Origin of the sequence: Catalinimonas alkaloidigena (assembly GCF_900100765.1) — a bacterium.
Lineage (GTDB): Bacteria > Bacteroidota > Bacteroidia > Cytophagales > Flexibacteraceae > Mooreia > Mooreia alkaloidigena.
Map to the genome: position 1 here is coordinate 740,679 of NZ_FNFO01000002.1, position 26,238 is coordinate 766,916.

At 56.6% G+C, this 26,238-nt stretch carries 25 protein-coding genes and 1 tRNA gene; 16 read left to right on the forward strand and 10 right to left on the reverse strand.

The genetic code is table 11. The features are described 5' to 3' along the window. Nucleotides 1-73: 73 nt before the first annotated feature. Complete coding sequence (locus tag BLR44_RS06605; RefSeq protein WP_089680484.1) at nucleotides 74-2,863, forward strand: PQQ-dependent sugar dehydrogenase; 2,790 nt, start codon at nucleotides 74-76, stop codon at nucleotides 2,861-2,863. Between the two features lie 27 nt (nucleotides 2,864-2,890). Beyond that, nucleotides 2,891-3,910 (forward strand): sugar phosphate isomerase/epimerase family protein, encoded by a 1,020-nt coding sequence (locus BLR44_RS06610; protein ID WP_089680486.1) that lies wholly within the window; start codon nucleotides 2,891-2,893, stop codon nucleotides 3,908-3,910. Nucleotides 3,911-3,977: 67 nt separating this feature from the next. Here the strand turns inward: BLR44_RS06610 and BLR44_RS06615 are convergent. Next, a tRNA-Leu gene (locus BLR44_RS06615) sits at nucleotides 3,978-4,061 on the reverse strand. A 215-nt stretch (nucleotides 4,062-4,276) separates the two neighbouring features. Here BLR44_RS06615 and pheT point away from each other — a divergent pair. The 5 genes from pheT to BLR44_RS06640 all read left to right on the forward strand — a co-directional run bounded on the left by pheT (nucleotide 4,277) and on the right by BLR44_RS06640 (nucleotide 9,761). After that, the gene (gene pheT / locus BLR44_RS06620) at nucleotides 4,277-6,682 is read left to right on the forward strand and encodes a phenylalanine--tRNA ligase subunit beta (RefSeq protein WP_089680488.1); all 2,406 of its coding nucleotides are present in this window, start codon (nucleotides 4,277-4,279) and stop codon (nucleotides 6,680-6,682) included. A 65-nt stretch (nucleotides 6,683-6,747) separates the two neighbouring features. Beyond that, complete coding sequence (locus BLR44_RS06625) at nucleotides 6,748-7,044, forward strand: hypothetical protein (protein WP_245705986.1); 297 nt, start codon at nucleotides 6,748-6,750, stop codon at nucleotides 7,042-7,044. Nucleotides 7,045-7,064: 20 nt separating this feature from the next. After that, on the forward strand, nucleotides 7,065-7,355 hold the full coding sequence (locus BLR44_RS06630) for a cell division protein ZapA (protein WP_089680490.1): 291 nt from the start codon (nucleotides 7,065-7,067) through the stop codon (nucleotides 7,353-7,355). 102 nt (nucleotides 7,356-7,457) lie between these two features. Beyond that, nucleotides 7,458-9,020, forward strand: coding sequence for a ribonuclease Y (gene rny / locus BLR44_RS06635; protein ID WP_089680492.1), 1,563 nt, complete (start codon nucleotides 7,458-7,460; stop codon nucleotides 9,018-9,020). A gap of 243 nt (nucleotides 9,021-9,263) precedes the next feature. Next, nucleotides 9,264-9,761 (forward strand): Lrp/AsnC family transcriptional regulator, encoded by a 498-nt coding sequence (locus BLR44_RS06640; protein WP_089680494.1) that lies wholly within the window; start codon nucleotides 9,264-9,266, stop codon nucleotides 9,759-9,761. Nucleotides 9,762-9,836: 75 nt separating this feature from the next. Here the strand turns inward: BLR44_RS06640 and BLR44_RS06645 are convergent, their stop codons facing one another. Beyond that, on the reverse strand, nucleotides 9,837-11,039 hold the full coding sequence (locus BLR44_RS06645; protein ID WP_245705987.1) for a tetratricopeptide repeat protein: 1,203 nt from the start codon (nucleotides 11,037-11,039) through the stop codon (nucleotides 9,837-9,839). Between the two features lie 132 nt (nucleotides 11,040-11,171). Between BLR44_RS06645 and BLR44_RS06650 the strand changes: the two genes are divergently transcribed. From BLR44_RS06650 to BLR44_RS06660, 3 genes are all read left to right on the forward strand, one after another. Continuing rightward, nucleotides 11,172-12,086, forward strand: coding sequence for a M20/M25/M40 family metallo-hydrolase (locus BLR44_RS06650; protein WP_089680497.1), 915 nt, complete (start codon nucleotides 11,172-11,174; stop codon nucleotides 12,084-12,086). Nucleotides 12,087-12,307: 221 nt separating this feature from the next. Beyond that, a complete protein-coding gene (locus BLR44_RS06655; RefSeq protein ID WP_089680499.1) occupies nucleotides 12,308-14,395 on the forward strand; it encodes a M48 family metallopeptidase in 2,088 nt (695 codons plus the stop codon). A 251-nt stretch (nucleotides 14,396-14,646) separates the two neighbouring features. Beyond that, complete coding sequence (locus BLR44_RS06660) at nucleotides 14,647-15,039, forward strand: arsenate reductase family protein (RefSeq protein WP_089680501.1); 393 nt, start codon at nucleotides 14,647-14,649, stop codon at nucleotides 15,037-15,039. Between the two features lie 60 nt (nucleotides 15,040-15,099). Here BLR44_RS06660 and BLR44_RS06665 read toward each other — a convergent pair whose 3' ends face one another. After that, entirely contained in the window at nucleotides 15,100-15,279 is a 180-nt protein-coding gene (locus BLR44_RS06665; protein ID WP_089680504.1) for a hypothetical protein, read from the reverse strand. A 46-nt stretch (nucleotides 15,280-15,325) separates the two neighbouring features. Further along, nucleotides 15,326-16,330 (reverse strand): 2-hydroxyacid dehydrogenase, encoded by a 1,005-nt coding sequence (locus BLR44_RS06670; RefSeq protein ID WP_089680506.1) that lies wholly within the window; start codon nucleotides 16,328-16,330, stop codon nucleotides 15,326-15,328. Between the two features lie 148 nt (nucleotides 16,331-16,478). Here BLR44_RS06670 and BLR44_RS06675 point away from each other — a divergent pair, with 148 nt between their 5' ends. After that, nucleotides 16,479-16,769, forward strand: a complete 291-nt coding sequence (locus BLR44_RS06675; RefSeq protein WP_089680508.1) for a GNAT family N-acetyltransferase — start codon at nucleotides 16,479-16,481, stop codon at nucleotides 16,767-16,769. A 3-nt stretch (nucleotides 16,770-16,772) separates the two neighbouring features. Here BLR44_RS06675 and uvsE read toward each other — a convergent pair whose 3' ends face one another. Both uvsE and BLR44_RS06685 read right to left on the reverse strand, forming a co-directional pair. Continuing rightward, a complete protein-coding gene (uvsE, locus tag BLR44_RS06680; protein ID WP_089680510.1) occupies nucleotides 16,773-17,753 on the reverse strand; it encodes a UV DNA damage repair endonuclease UvsE in 981 nt (326 codons plus the stop codon). A gap of 55 nt (nucleotides 17,754-17,808) precedes the next feature. Continuing rightward, the gene (locus tag BLR44_RS06685) at nucleotides 17,809-18,087 is read right to left on the reverse strand and encodes a hypothetical protein (protein WP_089680512.1); all 279 of its coding nucleotides are present in this window, start codon (nucleotides 18,085-18,087) and stop codon (nucleotides 17,809-17,811) included. Between the two features lie 150 nt (nucleotides 18,088-18,237). Here BLR44_RS06685 and BLR44_RS06690 point away from each other — a divergent pair, with 150 nt between their 5' ends. After that, the gene (locus BLR44_RS06690; protein ID WP_089680514.1) at nucleotides 18,238-18,420 is read left to right on the forward strand and encodes a hypothetical protein; all 183 of its coding nucleotides are present in this window, start codon (nucleotides 18,238-18,240) and stop codon (nucleotides 18,418-18,420) included. A gap of 42 nt (nucleotides 18,421-18,462) precedes the next feature. Here the strand turns inward: BLR44_RS06690 and BLR44_RS06695 are convergent, their stop codons facing one another. From BLR44_RS06695 to BLR44_RS06705, 3 genes are all read right to left on the reverse strand, one after another. Then, nucleotides 18,463-19,485 carry an SDR family NAD(P)-dependent oxidoreductase gene (locus BLR44_RS06695; RefSeq protein WP_089680516.1) on the reverse strand — a complete coding sequence of 341 codons (1,023 nt, stop codon included), beginning with the start codon at nucleotides 19,483-19,485 and terminating at the stop codon, nucleotides 18,463-18,465. 1 nt (nucleotide 19,486) lies between these two features. Further along, entirely contained in the window at nucleotides 19,487-20,278 is a 792-nt protein-coding gene (locus tag BLR44_RS06700) for an SDR family NAD(P)-dependent oxidoreductase (protein WP_089680518.1), read from the reverse strand. Nucleotides 20,279-20,807: 529 nt separating this feature from the next. Beyond that, entirely contained in the window at nucleotides 20,808-21,857 is a 1,050-nt protein-coding gene (locus BLR44_RS06705; protein ID WP_245705988.1) for a S66 peptidase family protein, read from the reverse strand. Between the two features lie 41 nt (nucleotides 21,858-21,898). Between BLR44_RS06705 and BLR44_RS06710 the strand changes: the two genes are divergently transcribed. From BLR44_RS06710 to BLR44_RS06725, 4 genes are all read left to right on the forward strand, one after another. Further along, nucleotides 21,899-22,681, forward strand: coding sequence for a M15 family metallopeptidase (locus tag BLR44_RS06710; RefSeq protein WP_245705989.1), 783 nt, complete (start codon nucleotides 21,899-21,901; stop codon nucleotides 22,679-22,681). A gap of 94 nt (nucleotides 22,682-22,775) precedes the next feature. Further along, nucleotides 22,776-24,194, forward strand: coding sequence for a glycoside hydrolase family 140 protein (locus BLR44_RS06715; protein ID WP_089680522.1), 1,419 nt, complete (start codon nucleotides 22,776-22,778; stop codon nucleotides 24,192-24,194). 20 nt (nucleotides 24,195-24,214) lie between these two features. After that, complete coding sequence (locus BLR44_RS06720) at nucleotides 24,215-24,946, forward strand: class I SAM-dependent methyltransferase (protein ID WP_089680524.1); 732 nt, start codon at nucleotides 24,215-24,217, stop codon at nucleotides 24,944-24,946. 154 nt (nucleotides 24,947-25,100) lie between these two features. Further along, entirely contained in the window at nucleotides 25,101-25,436 is a 336-nt protein-coding gene (locus BLR44_RS06725; protein ID WP_089680525.1) for a hypothetical protein, read from the forward strand. 1 nt (nucleotide 25,437) lies between these two features. Here BLR44_RS06725 and pncA read toward each other — a convergent pair whose 3' ends face one another. Continuing rightward, nucleotides 25,438-26,067: a bifunctional nicotinamidase/pyrazinamidase gene (gene pncA / locus BLR44_RS06730; RefSeq protein ID WP_089680527.1), complete on the reverse strand. Its 630-nt coding sequence runs from the start codon at nucleotides 26,065-26,067 to the stop codon at nucleotides 25,438-25,440. Nucleotides 26,068-26,238: the final 171 nt, after the last annotated feature.

Consider the following 26,238-nt stretch of genomic DNA (forward strand, 5'->3'; position numbering starts at 1 on the left):
GTGTACTCACTACGCATTGCTGCCCAAAGGTAGTTGCTTCGCTTAATTCCATTCTTCATCATCTGCCACACCTATGCCTGCATTTCTACGCTCTCGCCCTTTGCTCTGGCTGGGCCTTCCCCTGCTGACCGCCTTCGGGTTAGCGGCCGCCGTTTTTACTCCGTCCGCACCCGCTCTGCCCGACAAGCCGGAAGAAAACCGCTTTACCAAAGTGATTCTGGCCGAAAAGCTGGACGAGCCGATGGAAGTCGCTCCGCTCCGCGACGGTCGGGTGTTGTTCATCGAGCGGAAAGGGAACATCCAAGTGTACGATCCGGCCTCGCAGCAAATTAAGACCATTGCGCGCATTCCGGTCAGTACGAAGTATACCGATCCGGAAGGCAAACAAACGGAAGCGGAAGACGGGTTGCTGGGACTGGCGCTCGATCCTCGTTTCGAGCAAAACCACTGGCTTTACCTCTACTATTCTCCGGCTGGCGACGAGCCGAAAAACATCCTGACGCGTTACGAACTGCGGGGCGACGAACTGGTGCTGGACTCGAAAAAAGTGCTGCTGGAAGTCCCCACACAACGGGAGCAATGTTGCCACACCGGCGGCTCCATCGCCTTCGACGGTGAGGGGAACTTGTTCTTGTCGACTGGCGACAACACCAGCCCGCGTGCCACCGGTTACGCACCCCTCGACGAACGGCCGGGCCGCAGTCCGTGGGATGCCCAGAAATCGTCGGGAAACACGAACGACCTGCGCGGCAAAATCCTGCGCATCCATCCCGAACCCGACGGTTCGTATACCATTCCCGCAGGCAACCTCTTTCCAAAAGGAAAAAAGAAAACCCGTCCTGAAATCTACACGATGGGCCATCGCAATCCCTACCGCATCTCGGTCGACAAACAGACCGGTTACCTGTATTGGGGCGACGTGGGGCCTGACTCCGGTGTCGATTCGGTGGGGCGCGGTCCGCAGGCGGAAGACGAATTCAACCAGGCGAAGCAACCGGGCTACTTCGGCTGGCCTTACTTTGTGGGCAACAATAAAGCCTACTGGGATTACGACTTTGCGACGGGACAATCGGGCGAGCAATTTGATCCGGCACACCCCCGCAACGACTCGCCCAACAACACCGGCTTGCAGGAACTGCCCCCCGCCCAGCCCGCGATGATGTGGTACCCGGCGACAGAAACGATGCTGTTTCCGCAGTTCGGGAAAGGCGGCCGCAGTGCGATGGCAGGGCCGGTCTATCATCAAAAAGATTTTCCGAATGCCGCGCGTCCGTTCCCGGCCTACTACGACGGTAAGCTGTTCATCTACGAGTGGATGCGCGGCTGGATCATGTCGGTGACGCTCGACGAAGACGGGAATTACCTGCGGATGGAGCGCTTTATGCCGAGCTACACGTTCAGCAATCCGATCGACCTGGAGTTCGGGCCGGAGGGCGACCTCTACATGCTGGAATACGGCACCGGCTGGTTCCAGGGCAACGACGACGCCCGCCTGGTGCGCATCGAATACAACGGCGGCAACCGCAAGCCGCAGGTACAACTGACCGCCGACCAACAGGTGGGCGCCACGCCGCTGACGGTCCATTTTTCATCGGAAGGCACGCAGGATTTCGACCGTGATGCGCTGACCTATACCTGGGCCATTCAGAAGGAAGGGCAAACGGTTAAGACTCTGCAGGAGCCGAATCCGACCTACACGTTCGCGGAACCCGGTGTCTACCAGGTGGTGCTGTCGGTGGCAGACGGGCAGGGCGAAACGGCAACGGCCCGGACCGAGGTACTGGCGGGCAACGAACCGCCGCGGCTTTCCATCGACCTAGGCTCTGCCAACAAAAGCTTTTATGTGCCGAACCGGCCGTTCGACTACACCGTGCGGGTGACCGATCCGGAAGACGGCAGTCTGGCCGACGGTAGCATTGCGCCCGCACAGGTCGCTCTGACCATCGACTACCTGAAAGAAGGGTTTGATCAGGTGGAAGTCGCGCAGGGCCACCGCATGGCCGATGCCTCCGCCCAGTTTGCAACGGGCAAAAAACTGATGGAAGCCAGCGACTGCAAAGCCTGTCACTTCATCGACAAAAAATCGGTCGGACCGGCGTACAATCTGGTGGCGCAGAAATACGCGGGACAACCCGACGCCGTCGACCGGCTGGCGAACAAAGTCGTGCAGGGAGGCGGGGGCGTCTGGGGCGATGCCGTGATGCCCGCTCATCCGCAACTGACCGTCGCCGATGCAAAAGAGATCGTGCAATACATCCTGAGCCTGGAGCAGAACACCACGGCACAGGCCCTGCCGCTGCAAGGGGCGTATACGCCGCAGGTGCCCGCTGGAGAACAGGGCGTCTTCATTATCCGCGGGGCGTACACCGACCGGGGCGCGAACGGCGTGCCTTCCGCCAAAGCCGAAGAGGTGCTGGTGCTGCGTAACCCGACTGTGGTGGCCGGGACGGCCGAGCTTTCCGAAAACGTGATGAAATTCAAGCTGCCCGACCCGCCGATGGACATGGCGATTGCCTCCACCAACGGGTACCTCGGCTTTCCGCAGATCGACCTGACGGGTCTCGACCAGATTACCTTCATGGTCGCTGCCCCGACCGAACAGGTGAGCGCATTGGGCGGGAAAATCGAGGTGCGGCGCGATTCCGTCACCGGCCCGCTGATCGGAGAATCGGCTGCCATCGTGCCGACGGAAGGCCCCGCCATGCAGGCGCAACCGCAGATGGTCACGGCCAACTTGAAACCGACCACCGGCTTGCACGACCTCTACTACGTCTTCAAAAGCGCAAATGGGGAAAACGGCGTCGTCTGCATCCTGTTCACCCTCACCTACCAACCCGGCGAAGTCGCCACGGTTGAGAAATAAAAAATCACCACCCTTCATCTTCTTCCTATGTCATCCACACGTCGTCATTTTCTCCGTCAATTGGGCGCGGGCGCAGCCAGCTTTGGTGCAGTCGGCCTCGGCTTTTCTTCTTCCCTCTTCCAACAACTCATGGCAGAACCGATACCTGCTCCCAAGCTTTTCTTCGACATCTCGCTCGCCGAGTTTTCCCTGGCCGGGCCGCTCTACGCGGGGAAACTGACCAACCTGGAGTTTCCGGCGATGGCCAAGCGGGACTTTGGCATCAGCAACGTGGAGTACGTGTCGGGTTTCTGGCAGGACAAAGCGAAAGATCAGGCGTACCTGAACGAGTTGAAGCAACGGACCGACGACCTGGGCGTGCGCAACGTGCTGATCATGGTCGACGGCGAAGGCGATCTGGGAAGTCCGAATGCCACCGAACGAAAAAAAGCGGTGGAGAACCATTACAAATGGGTGGAGGCCGCCAAGTTTCTGGGGTGCCACGCCATCCGCGTTAACCTGAACGGCAAAGGGTCCGACGAAGAAATTGCGAAGGCCGGCGTGGAGGGCTACGGCGCGCTGGTAGACTACGGCGCGAAGCACAAGATGGCCGTGATCATCGAAAATCACTTCGGGCCGTCGACCAATCCCGACTGGCTGGCCGATGTGGTCAGGCAAGTGAATAGCCCCTACGCAGGCGTACTACCTGACTTCGGCAACTTTACCCGCCGCACCGATCCGGAAGCGCAGACCATCGAAGCGTTTGCCAAAACCAAGGTGATCAAAGAATACGACCGGTACGACGGCGTGAAAAAACTCATGCCCTACGCGAAAGGGGTCAGTGCCAAAACGCATCAGTTCGACGACCGGGGCTACGATGTGGAAACCGATTTTACCCGGATGCTGAAACTCATCAAAGATGCTGGGTTCAAAGGATTTATCGGCATCGAATACGAAGGCGCGTTTCTGAAACAGATGATGCAACTGCCCGGCGACTACCTGACCGAATTCGAAGGCATTATGGCAACCAAACGGCTTCTGGAGAAAGTAGGGGCGACCTTGTCGTGAAACTTCCGCCTTGCTGGCGCCTGAAAATAAAAAAGCCTTCGAGAAAACTCGAAGGCTTTTGCTTTAGTGCCGAAGGCGAGAGTCGAACTCGCACGGGCGTAAGCCCACACGCCCCTGAAACGTGCGTGTCTACCAGTTTCACCACTTCGGCGTCTAAACGGGCAGCAAATGTAAGCGGCGTATTTCAAATGAACAACCTTTCCTGTTTTTTTCTTTGCGAAAGCGGAACATCCCGCTCGTGGCTTCCCTACGTGGAACGATTCCCTAATTTTGAGGTTCGAATGTACCCCGCCCGGAGGGAAACGAGGCGTCTGCTGCTTGCTCGTTCAGGGTGTGGGTGTTCTGTATCTAACTAGACATTGCCCCATGAAAATATCCGTCAATTGGTTGCGCGACTTTATCGACCTGCACGAGTCGGCCGAAGAACTGGACGCGCGGCTGACCGCCTCGGGCCTGGAAGTCGAAGGCGTAGAAACGATCGAAGCCGTACCCGGCAGCCTGCAAGGCATGGTAATCGGGGAGGTGCTGACCTGCGAGAAGCACCCCGATGCCGACAAACTCAGCAAAACGACCGTAGACCTCGGTAGCGAAGTGGTGCCCATCGTGTGCGGTGCACCCAATGTCGCGGCCGGACAGAAGGTTGTGGTGGCTACCGTGGGGGCCACATTGTACCCCGCAGAGGGTGAGCCGTTTACCATCAAGAAGGCCAAAATTCGCGGCGAAGTTTCGCAGGGCATGATCTGTGCAGAAGATGAACTTGGCCTCGGGGCTTCGCATGCGGGCATTATGGTGCTGGATACCGACTTGCCCAATGGCACCCCCGCCGCCGACTACTTTCACCTGGAAACTGACTACGTTTTGGAAATCGGCCTGACGCCGAACCGGGCCGACGCGGCCTCGCACCTGGGTGTGGCGCGCGACCTGCGGGCCCTTTACAATCGCCCCATCACCAAGCCCGACGTCTCGGCGTTTGCCGTGGCGCGTGCGGAAAGCCCCGTCGAGATCGTAATCGAAGCGCCCGAAGGTTGCCCGCGCTACTGTGGCGTGAGCGTACACGGCGTTACGGTCGGCCCCTCTCCGGAATGGTTACAGCAACGCCTGCGGGCCATCGGCTTGTCACCGATCAACAACGTGGTCGACGTGACCAATTACGTGTTGCACGGGCTGGGGCAGCCGCTGCACGCGTTCGACGAAGCACAATTGGCCGGACACAAAATCGTGGTGCGCTACGCGAACGAAGGAGAAACCTTGGTCACGCTGGATGACGTCGAGCGAAAGCTTTCGGCCGAAGATCTGGTGATTTGCGACGGCGACAAACCGGTGGCATTGGCGGGAGTATTCGGAGGTGCGGGTTCGGGCGTGACGGAAGCTACCACCAACGTATTCATCGAAAGCGCTTATTTCGCGCCGGGCAGCGTGCGGCGTACGGCCCAGCGGCACGGCCTCAAAACCGATGCCTCGTTCCGCTTTGAGCGGGGAACCGACCCGGAGCTGCCTGCCTACGCGGCAAAGTACGCCGCCCTGTTGTTGCAGGAAGTGGCCGGCGGTACCATCGTCACCGACGTAACCGACAACCATCCGCGGCCCGTGACGGGCTTCCCGGTCGACGTGCGTTACCGGCACCTGGATCGCCTGTTGGGGGTGCAGATTCCGCACGGACGCGTTCGCAAGATTCTGGAGCTGCTCGACATTCGCATCGAGGAGGAAACCGACGCAGGGCTGCGCCTGTGGGTGCCGCCTTACCGGGTCGACGTGCAGCGGGAAGCCGATGTGGCCGAAGAACTGCTGCGGATTTACGGCTACGACCAGCTGGAAGTGAGCGCACAACTGCGGAGCGATTTTCTGTCGGAGTTTCCGGCGGTGGACCGCGATACATTGCGGCAACGCATTTCGACGCTGCTGACGGCCGTCGGCTTTACCGAAATTCAGACCAATTCGCTGACCCGGCCGGAGTATGCTCAATGGCTGGGAGCCGAGGCGCAGAGCGTGCCGCTGGTCAATCCGCTGAGCGAAGAACTGAGTGTGCTGCGGCAGCACCTGCTGTTTACCGGACTGGAAGTAATGGCACATAACCTGAACCGACGCCAGACCGACCTGCGGCTGTTTGAGTTCGGACGCATCTACCAGAAAACCGAGAAAGGCTATCAGGAAGCCGATCAACTGATTCTGCTGGCGCAGGGCAACCAGCGGGCCGAAACCTGGCAGGGCAAATCGCAGCCCGTCGACTTCTTCCAACTCGGGAATGTCGTCACGAAAGTACTGCGGAAACTGGGGGCCGACGAACTGGAACAGGTCCCCGCCCAAGACCCGCAGTTTGCCTGGGGCCTGACCCTGCGGATGAATCGCCGCGACGTGGCGACGCTGGGACTGGTGAAAACCTCTTTGAGCCGGAAGATGGAACTCAAGAGCCTGGTGTTCTGCGCCGTGCTCGACTGGGATTACCTGACCAAGAAGTTCAGCGATCAGCTCGTGACGCAGGAAATCTCACGTTTCCCCGAAGTGCGCCGCGACCTTTCGTTGGTGCTGGACCGGAACGTGACCTTCGAGGAGATCCGGCAGATTGCCCGGAAAACTGAGCGACGTCTGTTGCGCGACCTCAACGTGTTCGATGTCTACGAAGGCGAATCGCTGGGGGCCGGGAAAAAATCCTATTCCGTGAGTTTCATCCTGCAAGACCAGGAGCGGACCCTGACTGACAAGGAGATCGACAAGACGATGGACCGCCTCATGAAGAATTTCGAGCGCGAGCTGGGCGCCGTGATCCGGCGGTAGGGCTGAAACATGCACCGGAGTAGTTTCGTCAGTATAATACTAGCACCTTCAACTCACAATTACCCTTGGACCTGATTAGCCGTATCGAACAATTGGAAAGGCGCCTGCGCAGGCTGGTGGAACTGTACCGGCATTCGCAGCGTGAACTGGCACAGATTCAGCAGGAAAAAGCCTCTCTGGAAGAGCTGGTAGCACGGCAGAAGCGGGAACTGAGTAACTTTCAAAATCAACCTAAAATCAGTAAGATTGTAACTTCGGTACCCGTAAATCCTCAGGATACGGCCGAACTTCGGCAACGTATTGATGAGTGTGTCAAGGAGATCGATCAGTGCATAGCTTACTTGAGTAATTCAGAGTTTTAAGATAGCCTATCGGCTTTACCATGGGCGAATTATCCATAAAGATCAAGATCATCGACCGGGAGTACCCGATGCGCACGGAGGCCTCTGACGAAGAGCGCCTGCGCACGGCCGCGCGGCTGGTGAACGAACAGGTTTCCGAGCTGCGGAAACGGTTTGGGCTGGATGATAAACAAGACTTGCTGGCGATGGTGGCCTTTTTGTCTTTAGAGGAGAAAATGCGGGCAGAAGAGGAAAAATCAACCCTGGAGCGAACGCTCGCCCGGAAAATGAGCACCTTGGATGACCTGATTTCGTCGGTACTGGCCGAGTAATCTGTCTTAACTCTCACATTCCAAGTAACTTTTTCTGATCCATGCTCTTTCATTTCGGCTTACCGGAGTGTGTACTCAACCTATTTTAACCCGGAATGAACAATGGATATAATCTGGATAGTAGTCGCTGGCGTGGTCGGGCTGGTGGCGGGAGTCCTTATCGGCCGTATTTTGTTAAGGCAGGTTTTACAGAAGGAAGAAGAAAAAGCGCGTGAGAAGGCCGAGCTTATTCTCAAAGAAGCCGAACTGAAAGGGGAAGGCATCAAAAAAGAGAAAATGCTCCAGGCCAAAGAGAAGTACCTGCAACTCAAAGCCAATTTCGAAGAAGAAGCCAACCGGAAGAAAAACCAGATCATCACCAACGAGAACAAGCTGAAGCAGCGGGAGCAGACGTTGAACAAGATGACGGAAAAGCTCAACCGCAAAGAAGCCGAACTCGACAGCCTGAAAGAAAACGTCAGCGCGCAACTGGAGCAGGTGCAAAAGCGCCGCGAGGAGATGGAAAAGCTGAAGGCCTCGCAGGTCACCAAGCTGGAGCGCATTGCGGGCCTCACGGCCGAAGAAGCCAAGAGCCAATTGGTGGAAACGTTGAAAGACGAGGCCCAGACCGAAGCGGCGTCGTCCATCAAAAACATCCTGGAAGAAGCCCGTTTGTCGGCAACAAAAGACGCGAAGAAAGTTGTGCTGGAAACGATTCAGCGTACGGCAACGGAGCATGCCATCGAAAACTGCGTGTCGGTCTTCAACATCGAAAGCGACGACGTCAAAGGCAAGATCATCGGGCGTGAAGGACGCAACATTCGTGCGCTGGAAGCCGCCACGGGCGTTGAAATTATCGTCGACGATACGCCGGAGGCGATCATCATCTCGGGCTTCGATCCGGTACGCCGCGAAATCGCCCGACTGTCGCTACACCGCCTGGTGGCCGACGGACGGATTCACCCGGCGCGGATTGAGGAAGTAGTCGCCAAAACCCGCAAAAACATTGAAGACGAAATTGTCGAAATCGGGGAGCGGACGGCCATCGACCTCGGTATCCACGGGCTGCATCCGGAACTGATCAAGATGGTAGGGCGGATGCGTTTCCGCTCGTCGTACGGGCAAAACCTGTTGCAGCACTCGCGCGAAGTGGCTCGCCTCTGCGCCACCATGGCCGCCGAATTGGGTCTGAACGCCAAGATGGCCAAACGCGCCGGACTGTTGCACGACATCGGGAAAGTCTGGCCCGAAGAGCCGGAACTGCCGCACGCCATTCTGGGCATGGACCTGGCCAAGAAGTACAAAGAGCACGCGGACGTGTGCAATGCCATCGGAGCGCACCATGACGAAATCGAAATGACAACGATGATTTCGCCCATCGTGCAGGCCTGTGACGCCATTTCGGGCTCTCGTCCGGGCGCGCGTCGCGAAGTGATGGAATCGTACATCCAGCGCTTGAAAGATCTGGAAGCCCTGGCGTTGTCGTTCGACGGAGTCAATAACTGTTACGCCATTCAGGCAGGGCGCGAACTGCGCGTGCTGGTAGATGCCGAGTCGGTGTCGGACGAACAGGCGGGGATGCTCTCGTTCCAGATTTCGCAGAAAATCGAAAAAGACATGCAATATCCGGGACAGATCAAAGTCACGGTGATTCGCGAGATGCGCTCGGTGAGTTACGCCCGCTAAGGATAAAAAATCGATCGGAAGAGTTTGAAAAACGCCGCTGACCAGCGGCGTTTTTTATGGTTTTGGGTACAAAAAAATCGGTTTTGCGGGAAGATCCTCCACTAACAATCCACTTCGGCAAATAATATTTTGTTTTTAGTGGGCTGAATCCTGTAATTTGCACCACCAAAAAAAATGCCTAACTGCTTGGGTGTTTCAAACCGCCAAGCGATTCTTTCATCATTATTAAGCACCACCTCCGTCATGAGCAGCGTGAAATTTGATCACATTGACCGGAAAATACTGCACATCCTTCAGAACAACGCCAAAATAACCAATGCGCAACTGTCGAAGGAGATTGGCCTGTCGCCCGCCCCTACGCTGGAACGGGTAAAGAAACTGGAAAACTCGGGCGTGATCGTAAGCTATCACGCAAAACTGGACCCGCACGAAGTCGGGTTGGGTGTCAGCACCTTTGTCCAGGTCACCCTGATCGGGCACAAAAAGAAATACATCGATGCCTTCATCAATAAAATCAGCGAGATTCCCGAGGTGGTCGAGTGCCATCACATCACGGGCCAGGGTGATTTTATGTTGAAGGTGGTGGCGTCGGATATTCCCAGCTACCAGCGTCTGATGCTGGAAGAAATCAGCGAGATCGACGAGATCGACAGCATGGAGTCCATCATCATTTTGCAAACGTTTAAAGACAGCCGTGGGGTGCCCATTCCAGAGCACATCGTGCTGCAAAACGGCATCTGAGCCGGTGCGTTACAGCTACAACCGCAATGCCCTTCTTGAAAAAGGCGAGTCGCAGTGACTCGCCTTTTGTGTTTCTTACGCTTTGCGATGACTGCGCAGGTACGTGCGCGCTTCGTCGTACGTGCTGTGCTTGCGGTCTGCTTTCTTTTTAATGAGCTGATAATAGTCGCGTGCCTGCCCCACATCCCCTTGGGCGTCGGCAATGCGCGCCAGATGGGCCAGCGAATACAGGTAATAGCCAGAATCGTCCTGATTGGAGGCCTCGGCAAACTGCACTGCCTGCTGGAAATACGCTTTGGCTTTGTCGAGATCGCGGTGACGCACCTGATTGATGTAGCCGAGGTAAAATGCGGCGTACCGTCCGCTCACCGCTTCGTAGCCGGGCATCTGCGCCGCAATTTTCTCTAAGATACTCGCAGAGGCTTCTTCGGCCTCGCGCAGCCGGCCCTGTGTAAAACAGAGGCGTGCATAATAGCGCTGGAAAAAGGCGTTGTCAGGGTATGCCTCGTAAAGGCGCGTAGCGATGGGCATCGCCAGATCGGGGCGTCCCTCTTCCGACGCGTAAATCTGCATCAGAAAGTACTGCGCCTCCGTGCGGGTATAGAACGCATTCAGCGTAACCTCCCGCAACTGTTTCAGACCCAGCTCCTTGTCACCGTCCGGGAATAGTGCCACCACGGGCCGCAGCCAGAAGTAGTTTTCCGGAATCCACTCGGCATAGTAATTATACAATCCATCGCCGAACAGAAACTCCGGGCTCAGCTCAGCTTTGTCTTTGCTCTTTTGCATGTAGTTGAGCGCGTTTTTCCCAGCGAAGGTGGCCTTGCGCCACTGCTTTCGTTCCGAGTAGAGGCGCCCTTTGAAACCCCAGGCGGCCGCCAGAAAAAAGTTAGCTTCCACGTTTTCGGGGTCGCGGTCCAGCAGGGCTTCTGCCTTTTCGATGCTTTGGTCCATGTAAGACAGAAATGCATCATCGTAACGCTCTACATCGATGTTGGGCACGATGCGCCACCATTGGCTCAAGCCGAGCAAGAAATAGGGGAGGGGGTGTGCGGGGTGATCCTGCCTCATCCAACTGAACTTCATGTCCGCCCGATCGAACTTGAAGTTATACATGTCGTTAATCGCCTCCGTCGCCTGTACCTGGATATTCATGTTGGTCAACAGAATATTCGGGTTGCCGAGCATCACTTCTTCCTCGTTGTTGGAGGAATACTGTGCCCAGGCCAGCATGGGGAAAAACAAGGCGGCCAGCAAACAGAACCGCAGTTTATTCATACCTTTCCAATGCTAATTCAATGTACTGTGTGGTTTGCACGTCCGTAGGGTTCATCTACAACGGACCTGTCTAAATGGTTCCCGGAAGATAAGTGAATTCAAACACAGTATGTATCATTTACGTTATAACGCATGGAGTTACTCAAAAGTCTGTGTCAGGTCCACGCCCCTTCGGGCAACGAAGCAGCTTTAAAAGATTTTCTACTTACCTACATACGCGAGCAGTCGCCCCGGTGGCAAGTGCAGCCGGAGATAATCGAAGGCCCCGAGTGGCAAGACTGTTTGATGTTAGTATTCGGCGAACCGCGCACGGCCATTTTCGCCCACATGGATTCGGTGGGGTTTACCGTCCGCTACGACAACAAGCTGGTGCCCATTGGGGGACCGGATGCGAAAACGGGTTACCGGCTGGTGGGCCGGGATACGCAGGGGGAGATTGAGGCGACGCTGGTAGCCGACGAAGAGGGGCAGATTTTGTGCGTGGACTTTCCCCGGCTGATTGATCGGGGAACCGAACTGGTCTTTAAGGCCGATTTTCGCGAAAGTCCGACGCATGTGCAATGCTGCTATCTGGACAATCGTCTGGGCGTTTGGAGCGCTTTGCAGGTGGCCGAAACCCTGGAGCACGGGGTGATTTGTTTTTCGTGTTGGGAAGAACACGGCGGCGGGTCAGTGAGTTATCTGGTCAGGTACCTATGGGAGCGTTTCCACATCCGGCAGGCCCTCGTGTCCGACATTACGTGGGTCACCGAGGGAGTTAAGCCCGGCAAAGGCGTGGTAATTTCCCTGCGCGATCAGCGAATTCCCCGGCGGAGTTTTTTGGAGCGTGTGGTGAGCGAGGCCAGTCAAACGGGCGTGCCGTACCAATTGGAAGTAGAAGAATGGGGCGGGAGCGATGGCAAAGAAATTCAGGCATCGCCTTATCCGATCGACTGGTGCTTCATCGGAGCGCCGGAAGAGAACGTGCATTCGCCCCACGAACGCGTCCATCGGGACGACATCGAGGCCATGGTCGCCCTTTATCGGGCACTGATGCGACATTTATAGCTACAAAAAAAGAGGCTTGGTTAAACCTTGTCGGGAAGATTCGCGTTAAATTCCTATTTAAAGGGGTTTTTGTCTTGCAATTGCGGGCGGATATCTTTGATTAATGGAATCAGGTCAAAAAAAATTGCATAACGTTTGGTCAGCGTATCGCAACCATGTAACTTCATCGGGGATTATTTCACTTCTGTCTGTCACCACCATTTTGCTCCTGCCTTACCTACATGGCTAAATTCTACCCACATAGCCCGGAGATTTACAGGTACCCTTTCACGAAAACTACCCGTTCGTACAAGAAAAAGGTAGTGTATGTTTTAGCGGGAATTTTTCTGTTTTTCTCTTTCTACGCAGGGCTGATTGTGGGGGCTTCTTACCTGCTTTTTCTAGCCATTAAGTACGACAACCGGCTGGAAAGTCACTGGTCGCTTTTGCTCAAGGTCGGCTGGGGCTTTGTGGCCTGCATGGTGTTGCTGTTTCTGTTGAAATTCATGTTCCGGCAATCGCGTTCGCAAAGCCCGCTGCACCTGGAACTGCAACCGGACGAGCATCCTCAACTGTTCGCGTTCCTGAACCAGCTCTGCCAAGAAACTCAGGCACCTTTTCCGCAGAAAGTGTTTGTCAGCCACGAGGCCAACGCGATGGTCTTCTACGAGCACTCGTTGCTGAGTCTGATCTGGCCGGTACACAAAAACCTGCTCATTGGGTTGGGGCTGGTCAACTGCGTAAACCTGTCGGAGTTCAAGGCCGTGCTGGCGCACGAATTCGGGCACTTTGCTCAGACCGGCATCCGCATTGGCAATTATGTACACGTAGCCAACCGGATCATCCACAGCATGGTATACGAGCGCGACCGGTGGGACAATACGCTTGCGCAGTGGCGGAAGTCAGAAACGGTGCTGGCCATTCCGGCCTGGATCATCTATCCGGTGACGGGCACCATCCGGCTGATGCTGCGCATCGGCTACCAGTTGCTCAATTTGCTGTACGCGTCCCTGTCGCGAGAAATGGAATTTCATGCCGACCGCGTCGCCGTCAGCGTAACGGGCAGTCAGGCCGTAGTGCAGGCGCTGGCCCGGCTGGACGAAGCCAGCAAGTCGCTCGACTTTACGTGGCACCATCTGGCGCATGCCACAGACCATCAGCTCTTTACCAATAATCTTTTCTACCACCAGCGGCGTGCGCTCAAGCACCTGCGGGCGCAGGAAGGGACCGAAGGGTTTTGGGAGACCGAGTGGCTGCATTCGCCGCGTAGCACCAAACGGGAAATCTGGTACGACAGCCATCCTCCCGACCACATCCGGGCTCAACATGCCCAGCGTTATTTTGTCGATGCTGAAGAGGACACCCGCTCGGCGTGGCTGCTGTTCAGCAATCCTGCGCAGTTGCAGCATCGGGTCAGTGAGCACCTCTACCGGGAAGTGTACGGTAAAAACGACATCGTCTTTACCGATCCGACTATGGTACAAGCCTTTATTGACCGCGAAGTGGCAGAAAGTACGTTCGACGAAAGTTATTTCGGAACGTACGATCAACGGATGTTGCACGAGTTTGACCTGGAAGAAGCAAGCGCCGTTCTGCCTTTCCATGCGCTCGACAAATCGCCTTATAACGAAGCGCTGCGCGTACGGATGGATGCTTTTCGCCAGAAACACCGCGATCTGAAACAAATTCTGCGCGTGCTCCAAGGGAAAGAACATCCGCGGGTGGTGGAAGTCAATCACCGTGAGTACCCGGTCGAACGTGCGGGCGATCTTTACAAAACGCTGACCGATCAGCTAGAGGAAGACAACCATTGGTTGGCGGATTTTGACCGTCGTGTGTTCCAGTTGCACCTCTTGCGCATTCCTGAACAACGCGCCGATCTGCGTGAAGAGCTGAAGGAGCGCTATACGTTCCATTTCTGCATCCAGCGCCTTTACGACGCCACCATTGAGATTCAGCAGCGTTTTGCTCAACTTCTTAACCACTTTGCCAAGCATGCCGGTACGCTGGAAGCCGAGAACAGTCACTTTACATTTGAACTCTCGGTCTGTCAGGAAAAATTTGCCGAACTGCTGAAGCTAACCGAGCACTACCGCTTGCCAGCGCTGGAAAATGTGGAGGCGGGCGCTCCGCTCCGGTCGTACCTATTGACCGAAGCCGTGTTTCCGTTTGTATCGGGCGGCGACACATCCGAACGAATCAGCACCTTGGTGCGGCAGATGGAAGAGGTCATCAAAAAGCTGGAGCGCATGCACTACAAAAGCCTGGGCAAAATTTTGATGCTCCAGGAAACCATCCGGCAGCTACGGCCGACCCACATCCTATCTTAATTGTCTAACTTCTTGAAAATGAGTCGTCTTTGTAGCAACGAAGGCGCGGCACTCTTGTGTCCTCTTGTGTAGGAGATGAGAAATTGCATTTTGCCTTTCTTTATTTTGAAATTTTGCAGAAGGGTAGAATAAAATGTGCCTAACCAGTTGGTTTCCCGTGATTTATTAGGTGTGTAAGCTTGTTTGGTGAATTAATTTTTGTATATTGATCGAAGCTCCCTTCCAAATTTGCAACCTATAACATCACGCCTATGCAACTCGTAAATGACGAACTGGTTCTGCTGTACAACGGCGATTCTTCCCGTGGCAAGAAAACGCTCGCCTATGCCCTGACCATGACCAAACGCATCAACCGTCAGGAGATCAGTTCAGCCATGATTTCGACTACGGTGTTTCGGGTTATGCTCGACAAACTGGGGCTACGTCCGAAAGACCTGATGAACCGCGCCGATCCATATTATCAGGCCTGTGTGCGGGGTCGGGATTTTCACGACGAAGAGTGGCTCCATCTGTTAAGGAAGCGCCCCGATTTGCTGCGGGCTCCCATTGCCATGTACCGGGGCAAAGCGGTTTTGTGCGAAACGCCTACCGATATTTTTCGGCTGATGGGCGAACGCGCCAAAACCCGCGCCGTTGCTGTGTAACTGAACTGACACGATTCCAGATAAAAAGCCCACCTCGTTTACCGGGGTGGGCTTTCTTGTTTACTCTTCTTCGTCGTGACTTTCGTCGTCCGGCTCCTCAAAGCCATACGGCCCCTCCAGGCGGGCTTCGTCTTCCGGCGAGCGCTTATCTTTGTTTTTTTCGATGTCCGTAATCGACGTATGATGATCGTACGGACGATCGGATTTCTCTTGTGGATTGGATTTATTGTCTTGTGCCATAGTACGTGCGGTTTTTCTTCTTACTAACGAAACCCGTCCGCGGGGGTTATTGTGGCGTAACTTGGTTTTTCAGTTCTTGCCCCTGTTCGAAGTCGCTGATGTTCTGGAGGGTTATCTGCGCAATGGCTTCCACAGCATTGCGGGTGAAAAACGCCTGGTGACCGGTAATGAGCACGTTCGGAAAGGTCAGGAGCCGCATAAAGACGTCATCTTGCACCACTTTGTCGGACTGATCTTCAAAAAAGAGCCCGTCTTCTTCCTCGTACACGTCCAGTCCCAGGTACCCGATGTGTTCGCGTTTCAGCGCATCGACCACCGCCTGTGTGTGGATGAGTGCCCCCCGGCTAGTATTGATCAGCATCACGCCATGCTTCATCTGTCCAATGGTGTCAGCGTTGATCAGGTGATGGGTTTCCGGCGTAAGCGGGCAGTGCAACGAAATGATGTCCGATTCGCGGAGCAATGTATCGAGCGAGCCCATTTCGACATGATCCGCCTCCGTTTGCACCGGGTCGTAGCCCAGCACCCGGCACCCAAATCCCTGGAAGATGCGCGCGGTAGCCACGCCGATTTTGCCCAGGCCTACGATGCCCACCGTCAGTCCGTACAGGTCGAAGCCCATGAGACCATCGAGCGAAAAGTTGTTTTCTTTCACCCGGTTGTAGGCACGGTGCGTTTTGCGGTTCAGCGCCAGTACCAACGCAAGCGTATGTTCGGCAATGGAGTGAGGCGAGTAAGCCGGCACCCGCACCACCCGCAGCCCCAGCCGCTGGGCGGCGTCCAGATCCACGTGGTTGAACCCGGCCGAGCGAAGCGCCAGCAGTTCGACGCGTTGGGCCGCCAACCGCTCCAGTACAGGCGCGTCGGCATGGTCGTTCACGAAGATGCACACCGCCAGCGGCGCATCGCCTACCGTTTGGTTCCTTGCAAAATTGGCCGTATGGGTGTTCAGCGCAATGTCGTAAAAGTGGAGCTGGTGCCCGAAGTGTTCGTTGGCGGCGTTAAAGAAACGCTCGTCATAACGGCGGGTGCTGTAGAAAGTAACGTGCACAGAAAGTCAGGATTAAGTTGGACAACGGAAAGGGAGGCGCCCGTGGGGAGGCGAAGCTAAGATACTGGTCGTCAGGCTAAACTCAACCGGCTACGGCGCGTAAGAGAGAGAAGAAAACGCATTTTTTCACCTGAACGCTTTTTAAACGATGAATGTCACCATTCAACACGACCCCGACCGTCAGCAGTTTTACGTGGATTTCGGCACGCATACCGAAGAGGCCCATCTGATTTACGATCAGCCCCAACAGGACATCATGGACTTTGTTTCTACGTTCGTACCGGAGCCATACCGGGACAAGGGCGTTGCACGGCAACTGGTCAAAGCCGGCCTAGATTACGCCAAAGAAAAGAACCGAACCGTGATTGCCACGTGTCCTGTGGTAGAAGAGTATTTGAATAAACATCAGGAAGAATACGACGAAATCAGAAGCGCTTAATCCTTACGACCGCTCGGTTAGGTCGGGCGCAGGGACCGCTTCGGGCAGGAAAGGCTGGTCCGCGTAAGGCGGTTCCAGTTTTCCGCGCTGTTGCAGCTTCAGGTAATGCAGTACCGCCCGCTCTTTTTCCTTCGCTTCCACCACCACGTCGAAGTGATAGCCGTAAGTCGGAATTTCGCGTACGATGTAATCGGCGTGCGCTCGTACCTGTGCTTTGGCTTCGAACGAACGCGGCTCCGAATAGTGGCACATGGGCGTAATGCCCGCAGGCCAGGTGCTGAGTGCGCGGTGTAGCGCTTCCTGCGTCGGCACTCCGTCGGAGTGGCAGAAATGGTGGTGGAAATCGAAGACGATCGGAATCCCAATTTTCTGGTAAATGCCCTCGTAAAGGTCGCCCACCGTATACATGTTGCCCTTGTCGTCGTTTTCTATCGTCAGCCGTTGCCGTGTCGATTCATCCAGCCGCGCAAAGTTCCGGCAAAAGTTGCGCAGAGCGCCTGCCTTGTCGCCACCGAGTGTGGAGCCCACATGGATGTTGATCTTGTTGTAAGGCGTGGTGCTGAGGCCCATCTTGTCCATCAGTTGGGCGTGCTGATTCAGGTCCAGAATTGTTTTCTCGACTACCTTCTCGTTTTCCGACGCCAGCACGTTGAACGGACCCGGGTGGAACGACAAGCGGATTTGGTAGGCACGCGCCAGAAGGCCAATGGTCTGGAGCACGTTATCGATCGCGTCGCGGTCGGGAAGTTCGTCCCAGGTATATTCGCTCATCCAGGGAATCATGTCGCTCGACAGGCGGTAGACATGGATGCCCTTCAGGAAGTTCCACCGCATCACGGCCAGCAGGTCGGTCAGGTTCAGCAAAATCAGTTCAGACGCATAGGCCGGGCCTTTTTCGTCGAACGTGCGGCGAATCATGCCCCGGTTGACGGTGATTTTCTGGTCGGAAAGTTCTTGGTTGATGCAGGCGTAGCCGAGTTGCACGAGCGATGGGGGTAAAGTGAACAGTAATGCTGTGTACGCAGATCGACGCCGGGCGTTACCGATCCACGTAGCGACCGGTCTGTTCCTGCCATTGCATCAGCAGCTCAAACGTATTGTTGGATTTGATCCAGTCGAGGTACCCGTACGTAACGCCTTCGACCCCGATCAGCGCGTTCAGCACGCGCTTTTCTTCATCGGTCGGCGTTGCGGGTAAAAAGCAGGTCAGTTCGTCGATGTCGTACAGCCGGATAAAGGTCGCTACGTCCTGAATGTCATAGCGGTCGGCGAAGGCCAGGTACGCAGGCAGGCGGTGTTGTTCTGAGGGTACGGACATATCCGAAAAACCACCAACCGCGGCAAAAGTTTTCGCTTCCGCCGCAATTCGCCGTTCAGAACGTCAACGTGCCGGCGACTTTTTCGTAAAAGCAGGAGGGGGCTGCATTGGCAGAACATCCCCCATTTTTTCACCTAATCAGTTTCAATCATGCCACAAGGAGATAAATCGGCCTATACCGACAAGCAGAAACGGAAAGCCGAACACATCGAGGAAGGCTACGAAAAGCGTGGTGTTCCGGAAGAAGAAGCCGAGCGGAGGGCTTGGGCTACCGTCAACAAACAGGACGGCGGCGGCAAGAAAAGCGGATCGGGCCGCAAAAAATCATCATAGTAACACTAAAAAAGGTCGGGCTTCAAACCCGACCTTTTTCCTTTACATCTCGTTGTTCTGCGCGGCCGCTTTTTCTGTGAGTTGGGTTACCGGCGAGGGCGACACCCACGACTGACTTTCGTAGCCTTTCTGGGCCGTGGTATTTTTCAACGTACCGGGTTTGGGCAACAGCCGGTTGGTCAGTGCCATCAGGTCGGTGGCGAGGCCGGGGAACCAGCCGTGCAGGCCGGTCAGGATCTTAGCCGGTACCGAGGTGACGACTTCCGCTTCGCCTTTGCGTGCTGCTTCCAGGATGGCGCGGGCCGTAGCTTCGGCGCTCAGGCTAAGCCCCGGAATCGAGTCAGCAATGCTGAACCAGGCGTATTCTTTTTGGTGATCGCCTTTAATGGTGGCGTTGCGGGGGCTGCCCGTACGGATCAGGCCGGGGCAGGCGGTCGTGACCAAAATGCCCGACTTCATCAGTTCGGCACGCAACCCCTCCGAGAAACCGACCAGGGCAAACTTGCTGGCGCTGTAAGGAGCCAAATGAGGAATTGCTACTTTTCCGCCGATCGACGCTACGTTAACAATCCGCCCTTCGCCTTTCTGGCGCAGGAGCGGAAGCAGTGCCTGTGTGGTATGGTAAGGTCCCCAGAAGTGGGTGTTCATGGCTTCTTCGTACTCCTGTCGGCTCATCGTTTCCAGCGGGCCGACCTGGATGACACCCGCGTTGTTGATCAGTACGTCGATGGTGCCGAACCGTTCGCGCACTTTGCCGATCATCTCGTTGATCTGCTGCGGGTCGGTTACATCGCAGGGAACGGTCAGCACGTCGGCTCCCGTTTCGAAGAGTTCCTGGGCGGCGCGCTCCAGCTCCTGTGCATCGCGCGCGCAAAGCGCCAGACGTGCTCCGGCTTCGGCCAGCTGGCGGGCCATCACCAGACCGAGACCGCGCGAGCCGCCGGTGATGAGCACTACTTTGTCTTTGTACTGAATTTCGCGGCTGTCGCGCACCAATTTTTTCGTAGCGTAGGCGGCTCCCAGGCTGCCAATCAGCCAGAGAAATGCCTTGGTTTTCCGTTTCATACTATTTTTTTTCTTCCATCATTTTGTTTGATACGGCGGCCAGCAGGCTGTCGGGGAGCAGGTTGCTCATCCAGGCCTGTACTTTGTTCATGCCGCCCGGGATGACCCGTTTCTCGCCCTTCATCAGCGCGTCGAAACCGGCCTGGGCCACTTCTTCGGCATCGTAAAGGGGCGTGTCCTGGACAATGACGGTATCTTCAGCGCCCGCCCGTTCGAAGAATTCCGTGTCGCTGGCGCCGGGACAGAGGGCTGTTAGTGTTACGTGTGTATCCTTCAATTCGTTTTGAAGCGACTCCGTGAACGACAGTACATACGCCTTGGTAGCCGCATAAACGGCCATTTTCGGGAAGGGCATGAACGAGGCCACCGACGCCAGTTGCAGAATTTTTCCGGCGTCGCGGGCTACCATCTCGCGCAGGTAAAGCTTGGTGAGGTGCGTAAGGGTGGCGATGTTGAGCTGGATGATCTTGAGCTCTTTTTCCAGATCGGTTTCGGTAAACAGGCCGTGCTCGCCGAAGCCCGCGTTGTTGATCAGCACATCGACCGTCAGGTTATGCTGCCGGATGTCGTCGTAGAGCGCCTGCGCTGAGCCCGCTTCGGCCAGGTCTTTGGCGATGCAAACTACCTGTCCCGGCTGGTAGAGTTGTTCGAGCGAAGAGGCTACCTGCTTCAGCTCATCGTCGGAACGGGCGACCAGAATCAGGTTGTAGCCTTCCTTGGCAAAAAGTTTGGCGAATTCGTGTCCGAAGCCGGCCGTGGCGCCGGTAATGAGTACGGTTGAGGGCGTGTTCATAGCAAGGTTAGGTTAAAATGATATGTACTGGTCTGTCGTAGAGAAAGTTGTGGCAGGAGCTTGCCACTGCAGGAGGCCACCAAAACCAGAAAAGCGGAAGCTTCTCCACCGAGAATTCTTCCGCTTGCTATAAAAGGTTCAGGCACTACACAGGAGGGAGTTGATCTACTCCCTTTCCTGTACGGAACCGCATGACCATCAGGTGCTTCTATCGGTCGGTGTAGTGCTTTGATCGGTGAGTGAAGAGAAGTACCCAGCCTAAGCGGATCACGAGAAGGAGCGGCATAAAAAAAGCCACCCGGGGCGGTGGCTATGAAAAATTTGCTCAAAAAAATAAGACGGGAGGATTACAGAAGTAATACGCTAGCTGATTGTTTAACCATGATTAAGATAGCTTTTTACGAGGTAGGATGCTGGAGCGATCTGTGAGTTGATGGTTTTGATCGACGAAATTTTGGGTTAAGTCTTATTAAGCGCCTCTTTAGTAATTGGCTCGTCAAATTTATCGGAGAAATAGAAGTGTGCCGCTTTACGACACTGCGCCTTCCAACAGGCGAATGCTGCCGGTTGCCGCATCGATTTCGGCTTCTACGCCCAGCGGCACCGTAAACTTGTCTTTGATGTGCCCAATCATGCTGCCGCTGAATGCCGGAATCTGCAACGGGACGATGTGGTCGTCCAACACTTCTTCGAGGGTGAACGACGCGTACCCTTCGCCGGGAGGGCAATCGGAACAGTGGCCGAACACAAACCCTTTCAGTCGGGGCAGGATGTCAGCCAGCGCCAGTTGCGTCAGCATACGGTCGATGCGGTAAATCTTTTCTCCAACATCTTCCACGAACAGAATCGCGTCTTTCCAGTCGGGCAGGTAGGGCGACCCCACAATGGCGGTCAGCACGGTCAGGTTACCACCCAGCAGCCGGCCGCGCACTTTGCCCGGACGCAACGTGCGAATGCGATTCTCGACTTGCGTGAGGTTATCGCCTTTGTCGGTCGGGTTCTGGTAAATCACGGCCTCACCGTCGAACAAAAGCCGCCGCAGGTAGTCGACCGAAAAGGCATTCCAGGTGGAAGCGCCCACCGGTCCGTGAAACGTCACCAGCCCTGTTCGGGCCTGGATGCCCAGCAGCAGGGCCGTTACGTCGCTGTAGCCCATCAGAATTTTGGGGTGGCGTCGGATCAGGTCGTAGTCCAGCAGGGGCAACAGACGGCTGCAACCCCACCCCCCGTGCATGACAAAAACGGCGTGTACTTCCGGATCGGCAAACATGGCGTGGAGGTCGGCCGCGCGCTCCTCATCAGTGCCGGCCAGGTACCCGTAGCGGCTGCGCAACGATTTGCCTTCCCGCACCTTTAGTCCCAGCGCCTCAATCGATTCTTTGGCAATCTCCACTTCCTCTTGCAGGAACGCGGCCGTGGCCGGGCACACCAGCCCCACCGTTTGTCCGGGGCGAAGCCGGGGCGGTTTGAGCAATTTCGGTGGGGGCGACGTAAACCGGAGAAAAGGACTGGCTAGGCCGGCGAGGGTGGCGCTGTGCAGGAAACGGCGACGGGACGGAGACATTTGGGAACTCAGCATGGAGCGGTTAAATTACCCCGCATCTACCAAAACCACGTCGCTTGAAGTCTATTTTCTATGGTCTGTGTGTGGCTGCGCTGTTGACCGGACTGGCGGGCTGCCGCTCCGGGGAGGAAACGCCGCCCGCCGAAACGCCGCCTTCTCTCGATACTACTACTGCCATGACGCCGGATCGCTCCGTCGACATCGTCGCTGAAGCGGATACCGTGCCGCTGTCGGAATACGAACGACTGATGCAGCAACTGGGGCTGGTACAAGTCCAGTCGCTCGATTCGTCCATCCGGGTCGACTTGAAGTATTCCACGACCGACAACTTTGTGGGCGTAGACGTGTACGGCGATCTGGATGATGCTTATTTGCAGGAGGAGCCCGCCCGCCGCCTGGTGGAAGCGCAGCGCCTGTTGCACGAGCGCCATCCGGACTACCACCTGTTGATTTACGACGCGGCCCGCCCGCGACAGGTCCAGTGGATTTTGTGGGATACGTTGCAAAAGCCGGAAGCCGACAAACCGAAGTATGTCGCTGACCCACGCAAGGGCTCCATTCACAACTTCGGGGCGGCGGTAGACCTGACCATCGTCGGTGCCGACGGAAAGCCGCTCGACATGGGAACGGGCTACGACCATTTCGGCATTCTGGCGTTTCCGTACCACGAAGACTCCCTCCTGAAATCCGGCCAACTCACGGAAACGCAGATCGCCAACCGGCACCTGTTGCGAGAGGTAATGCAAGCCGCGGGCTTTTCGCCCATCACCTCCGAATGGTGGCATTTCGATGCCTTCTCGCGGGCCGAAGCCCGCCGTCGCTACCCCATCATCGAGTAGGCAATGCGGGTAGAGCGCATCCAGGCATAAGCGGTACTTTCATAAAGCTATCTGTTCCTCCATTCTCTTCTCTATCAGTTTTTCCCCACTACCCATGCGTTTGATTCTGTTACTGGCCTGTCTGTTTCCCGTGTTTGGGAGTGTGGCGCAACCGCAACGGCTGAGCGTCAGCAAGAATCAGCGATTTCTGGTGCGCGAAGACGGTACGCCTTTCTTCTGGCTGGGCGACACGGCCTGGGAACTGTTCCATCGGCTGGACCGTGAACAGGCCGACCGGTACCTGCAACGTCGGGCAGAACAGGGCTTCACCGTTGTGCAGGCGGTGGCGCTGGCGGAACTCGACGGGTTGCACGCGCCCAATGCGTACGGCGATGTGCCGCTGCGGGACGACGATCCTACCCAGCCCCTGACCACACCCGGCAACGCACCGGACGATACAACGCAGTACGACTACTGGGACCATGTCGACTGGATGGTGGACCGGGCCGCCGCCCTGGGACTTTACGTGGGGCTGTTGCCGACGTGGGGCGATAAGGTGTTTAAAAACAGCTGGGGTACCGGTCCCGAGATCTTTACGCCCGAGAATGCCCGCGCGTACGGGGCGTGGATTGGCCGCCGCTACGCCGACCGGCCTAACCTCATCTGGATCATCGGCGGAGACCGTAACCCACGCGCTAATGCGGACGATCTGGCGATCTGGCGGGCGCTGGCCGAAGGCGTGGAACAGGGCGTAGGGGGGAGGGACAAGGCGCTGCTGACGTTCCATCCGCAACCGACCGAGCACGGTTCTTCTTCCAACTGGTTTCAGCAGGATGCCTGGCTGGATTTCAACATGCACCAGACCGGCCACTGCCGCGACCTGCCCGTATACGACCGGATGCAGGAAGATTACGCGCTGACGCCCGTCAAGCCCACCCTGAACGGCGAGCCGATTTACGAGGACCATCCCGTTTGCTTCAACGCAGCTGAAAACGGCTATTCGTACGCGTCCGACATCCGCAAAGCCGCTTACCTGAGTTTGTTTGCGGGGGCGTTTGGCCATACGTACGGATGTCACAACGTCTGGCAGATGTGGGCCCCCGGTCGCACGCCCGTCAACGGTCCGCTCAAACCCTGGTATGAGTCACTCGACCTGCCCGGCGCGGTCGATTTACATCACGTCCGTTGGTTGCTGGAGTCCCGCCCGATGCTCGACCGGGTGCCCGATCCGCTTTTGCTGGCGTCTGAGCCGGGGTCCGCTGCCGAACGCGTGCAGGCCACCCGGGGCCGCGACTATGCTTTTGTCTACTCAGCGGCCGGGCGGCCGTTCACCGTCAACATGGGCCTGATCCGGGGGCGGCAGGTGCGGGCGACCTGGTATGATCCCCGGACAGGGCGAGCCTTGCCTGCGGAAACCTTGCCGAACCGAGGTACCAACGCGTTTGTGCCGCCCAGTGCTGGACTAGGCCAAGACTGGGTATTGATCCTCGACGATGTTGCGCAAGATTATCCCCTGCCGCAACAACAAAAGTAGGACGCGGTAGTTATGGGGGTATGCAGAAAACGCCTTCGTTTTACGGGCTGATCGTCTGGAGTTGTCTGTTGGGCGGCTGTTCGCAGGCGCAACAGGCCCAACGCGCAGAGACCGACACGCTGTACAGGTACCGGGAGGCCATGCCCGACGGCATCGGCAAATGGTACCAGGGGCGCGAGATTGCGCACGTGATGGGACACCAGGGCGCGGGCTGGCTGGAACGCTCCGAGCGGGAGGAAGAAGAACGGACCGATCTGCTGATGGATGCGCTGGACCTGGCACCGGACGCCGTCGTGGCCGACATCGGGGCGGGGACGGGCTATTTTACGTTCCGACTGGCGCGTCGGGTACCGCAGGGGCGCGTGCTGGCCGTGGACATCCAGCCGGAGATGATTGCCTACCTCAACGAAAAAAAGGAGGAACAGCGGGCCGCAAACGTCACGCCGATTCTGGGTACCATCACCCAGCCCCGTCTACCGACCGATCGTGTCGATCTGGTCTTGCTGGTGGATGCGTACCACGAGTTTTCCCATCCCTACGAGATGATGGCGGCACTGGCGCAGAGCCTCGCCCCGAACGGAAAAATTGCCTTAGTCGAGTACCGGGCCGAAGATCCGAGTGTGCCCATCAAGCCGCTTCACAAAATGTCGGAAGCGCAGGCACAGAAGGAAATGGCCCAGGTCGGGCTGCAACTGCTCGAAAACAAAGACTTGTTGCCCCAGCAGCACCTGATGTTGTTCGGACTGCCTTAACGGCGGGTTGGCGTTCGGTCGGCTGTTTGGCACCGTTGGCCGAGTAGAACGGGCAACCTATATCGACTTGCTGAAAATAACGCGCCGAGGGTGAATGTATTGGCCGAAACCCGTGTTACTCTCTAGCGCTATACTCTCATTTCTCCCCCTTACCATGTCTATCTTCTGCTTTCGTTCCTTTCTGGAAGCCGCCGGGCTGCGCGGATCGCGCGACACCGACACACAATCGTATGTATCGGAAGAATTGGGCGTGCGGATCGACATCGTAGAATCGGCCGTGCGGGTTATCAATACCCAGCCTGCCAAGCGGCTGGGCCGGACGCTGGTGTCGGTCGTAAAGCTGCCGCAGACCTTCGAAGATGCTATGCGCCTGATGCGCGTGAACGAAATCGGGTGGTTTATGAAGCTGAAAAAAGCGGAACTCCAGGCGCTTCAACTGGCCGCCGAGTTGCGGCTTCCTTTCCTGACCGCCCGCCCCGCGCTGGCGTAAGCTAGGCCATTTGCGCCAGCACGTCGTGGCTGGTCAGCAGTTCTACTCCCTTCGCTTTTAATTCGGCCAGCGCCTTTTCGGTATCGTCAGGTTGCAGGTTGACGCCTCGCGTAGCGTCGGTGATCAGATGAGCTTTGAAGCCATCGCGCACGGCATCCAACGCAGTGAACTTGACGCAGTAATCGGCGGCCAGGCCGGTCAGGTACAAGTCGGTTACACCTTTGCTTTTCAGGTAATCGGTCAGGCCGGTCGCTTTGCGGTGACCGTTGTCGTAAAAGCCGCTGTAACTGTCGATGGTCGGGTCGGTGCCTTTCTGAAAAACTTCCTGAATCGGTTCCTGATCGAGCTCCTGCGCCAGGGCGGCCCCTTCCGAGTGTTGTACGCAATGGACAGGCCAAAGTACCTGCGACAGGCCGTGCAGGTCGATGACCTCTCCGGGATGCTTGTCGGCGTGGTTGGCCGCGAAACTACCGTGGTCGGCGGGGTGCCAGTCCTGCGTGGCCACCACCAGGTCGAAATGCGGTTGCAGTCGATTGATGATGGAAATAACCTGATCGCCTTTGGTCACGGCCAGCGCGCCGCCCGGCAAAAAATCATACTGAATATCGACAATGATAAGGGCTTTCTTCATGGAAAGGTCGTAGTTACGAGGTGCAGGCAAAAGTAAAAAAGCCTCGCCACTTTTGTCTGACATGCTCCAGGTCGGTCAGGCCACGGCCGGATACAACAAAGACTCGACAGGAAACCCGCCGAGCCTTCGTTTTTAGCAACAATCCAATTGATCGTTTGGTCGAAAATCGAC

Coding starts and splice junctions, on each gene's coding strand:
- BLR44_RS06605 (WP_089680484.1), top strand. CDS start 74: ATGCCTGCATTTCTACGCTCTCGCCCTTTGCTCTGGCTGGGCCTTCCC.
- BLR44_RS06610 (WP_089680486.1), top strand. CDS start 2,891: ATGTCATCCACACGTCGTCATTTTCTCCGTCAATTGGGCGCGGGCGCA.
- pheT (WP_089680488.1), top strand. CDS start 4,277: ATGAAAATATCCGTCAATTGGTTGCGCGACTTTATCGACCTGCACGAG.
- BLR44_RS06630 (WP_089680490.1), top strand. CDS start 7,065: ATGGGCGAATTATCCATAAAGATCAAGATCATCGACCGGGAGTACCCG.
- rny (WP_089680492.1), top strand. CDS start 7,458: ATGGATATAATCTGGATAGTAGTCGCTGGCGTGGTCGGGCTGGTGGCG.
- BLR44_RS06640 (WP_089680494.1), top strand. CDS start 9,264: ATGAGCAGCGTGAAATTTGATCACATTGACCGGAAAATACTGCACATC.
- BLR44_RS06645 (WP_245705987.1), bottom strand. CDS start 11,039: ATGAATAAACTGCGGTTCTGTTTGCTGGCCGCCTTGTTTTTCCCCATG.
- BLR44_RS06650 (WP_089680497.1), top strand. CDS start 11,172: ATGGAGTTACTCAAAAGTCTGTGTCAGGTCCACGCCCCTTCGGGCAAC.
- BLR44_RS06655 (WP_089680499.1), top strand. CDS start 12,308: ATGGCTAAATTCTACCCACATAGCCCGGAGATTTACAGGTACCCTTTC.
- BLR44_RS06660 (WP_089680501.1), top strand. CDS start 14,647: ATGCAACTCGTAAATGACGAACTGGTTCTGCTGTACAACGGCGATTCT.
- BLR44_RS06665 (WP_089680504.1), bottom strand. CDS start 15,279: ATGGCACAAGACAATAAATCCAATCCACAAGAGAAATCCGATCGTCCG.
- BLR44_RS06675 (WP_089680508.1), top strand. CDS start 16,479: ATGAATGTCACCATTCAACACGACCCCGACCGTCAGCAGTTTTACGTG.
- BLR44_RS06685 (WP_089680512.1), bottom strand. CDS start 18,087: ATGTCCGTACCCTCAGAACAACACCGCCTGCCTGCGTACCTGGCCTTC.
- BLR44_RS06690 (WP_089680514.1), top strand. CDS start 18,238: ATGCCACAAGGAGATAAATCGGCCTATACCGACAAGCAGAAACGGAAA.
- BLR44_RS06695 (WP_089680516.1), bottom strand. CDS start 19,485: ATGAAACGGAAAACCAAGGCATTTCTCTGGCTGATTGGCAGCCTGGGA.
- BLR44_RS06700 (WP_089680518.1), bottom strand. CDS start 20,278: ATGAACACGCCCTCAACCGTACTCATTACCGGCGCCACGGCCGGCTTC.
- BLR44_RS06705 (WP_245705988.1), bottom strand. CDS start 21,857: ATGCTGAGTTCCCAAATGTCTCCGTCCCGTCGCCGTTTCCTGCACAGC.
- BLR44_RS06715 (WP_089680522.1), top strand. CDS start 22,776: ATGCGTTTGATTCTGTTACTGGCCTGTCTGTTTCCCGTGTTTGGGAGT.
- BLR44_RS06720 (WP_089680524.1), top strand. CDS start 24,215: ATGCAGAAAACGCCTTCGTTTTACGGGCTGATCGTCTGGAGTTGTCTG.
- BLR44_RS06725 (WP_089680525.1), top strand. CDS start 25,101: ATGTCTATCTTCTGCTTTCGTTCCTTTCTGGAAGCCGCCGGGCTGCGC.
- pncA (WP_089680527.1), bottom strand. CDS start 26,067: ATGAAGAAAGCCCTTATCATTGTCGATATTCAGTATGATTTTTTGCCG.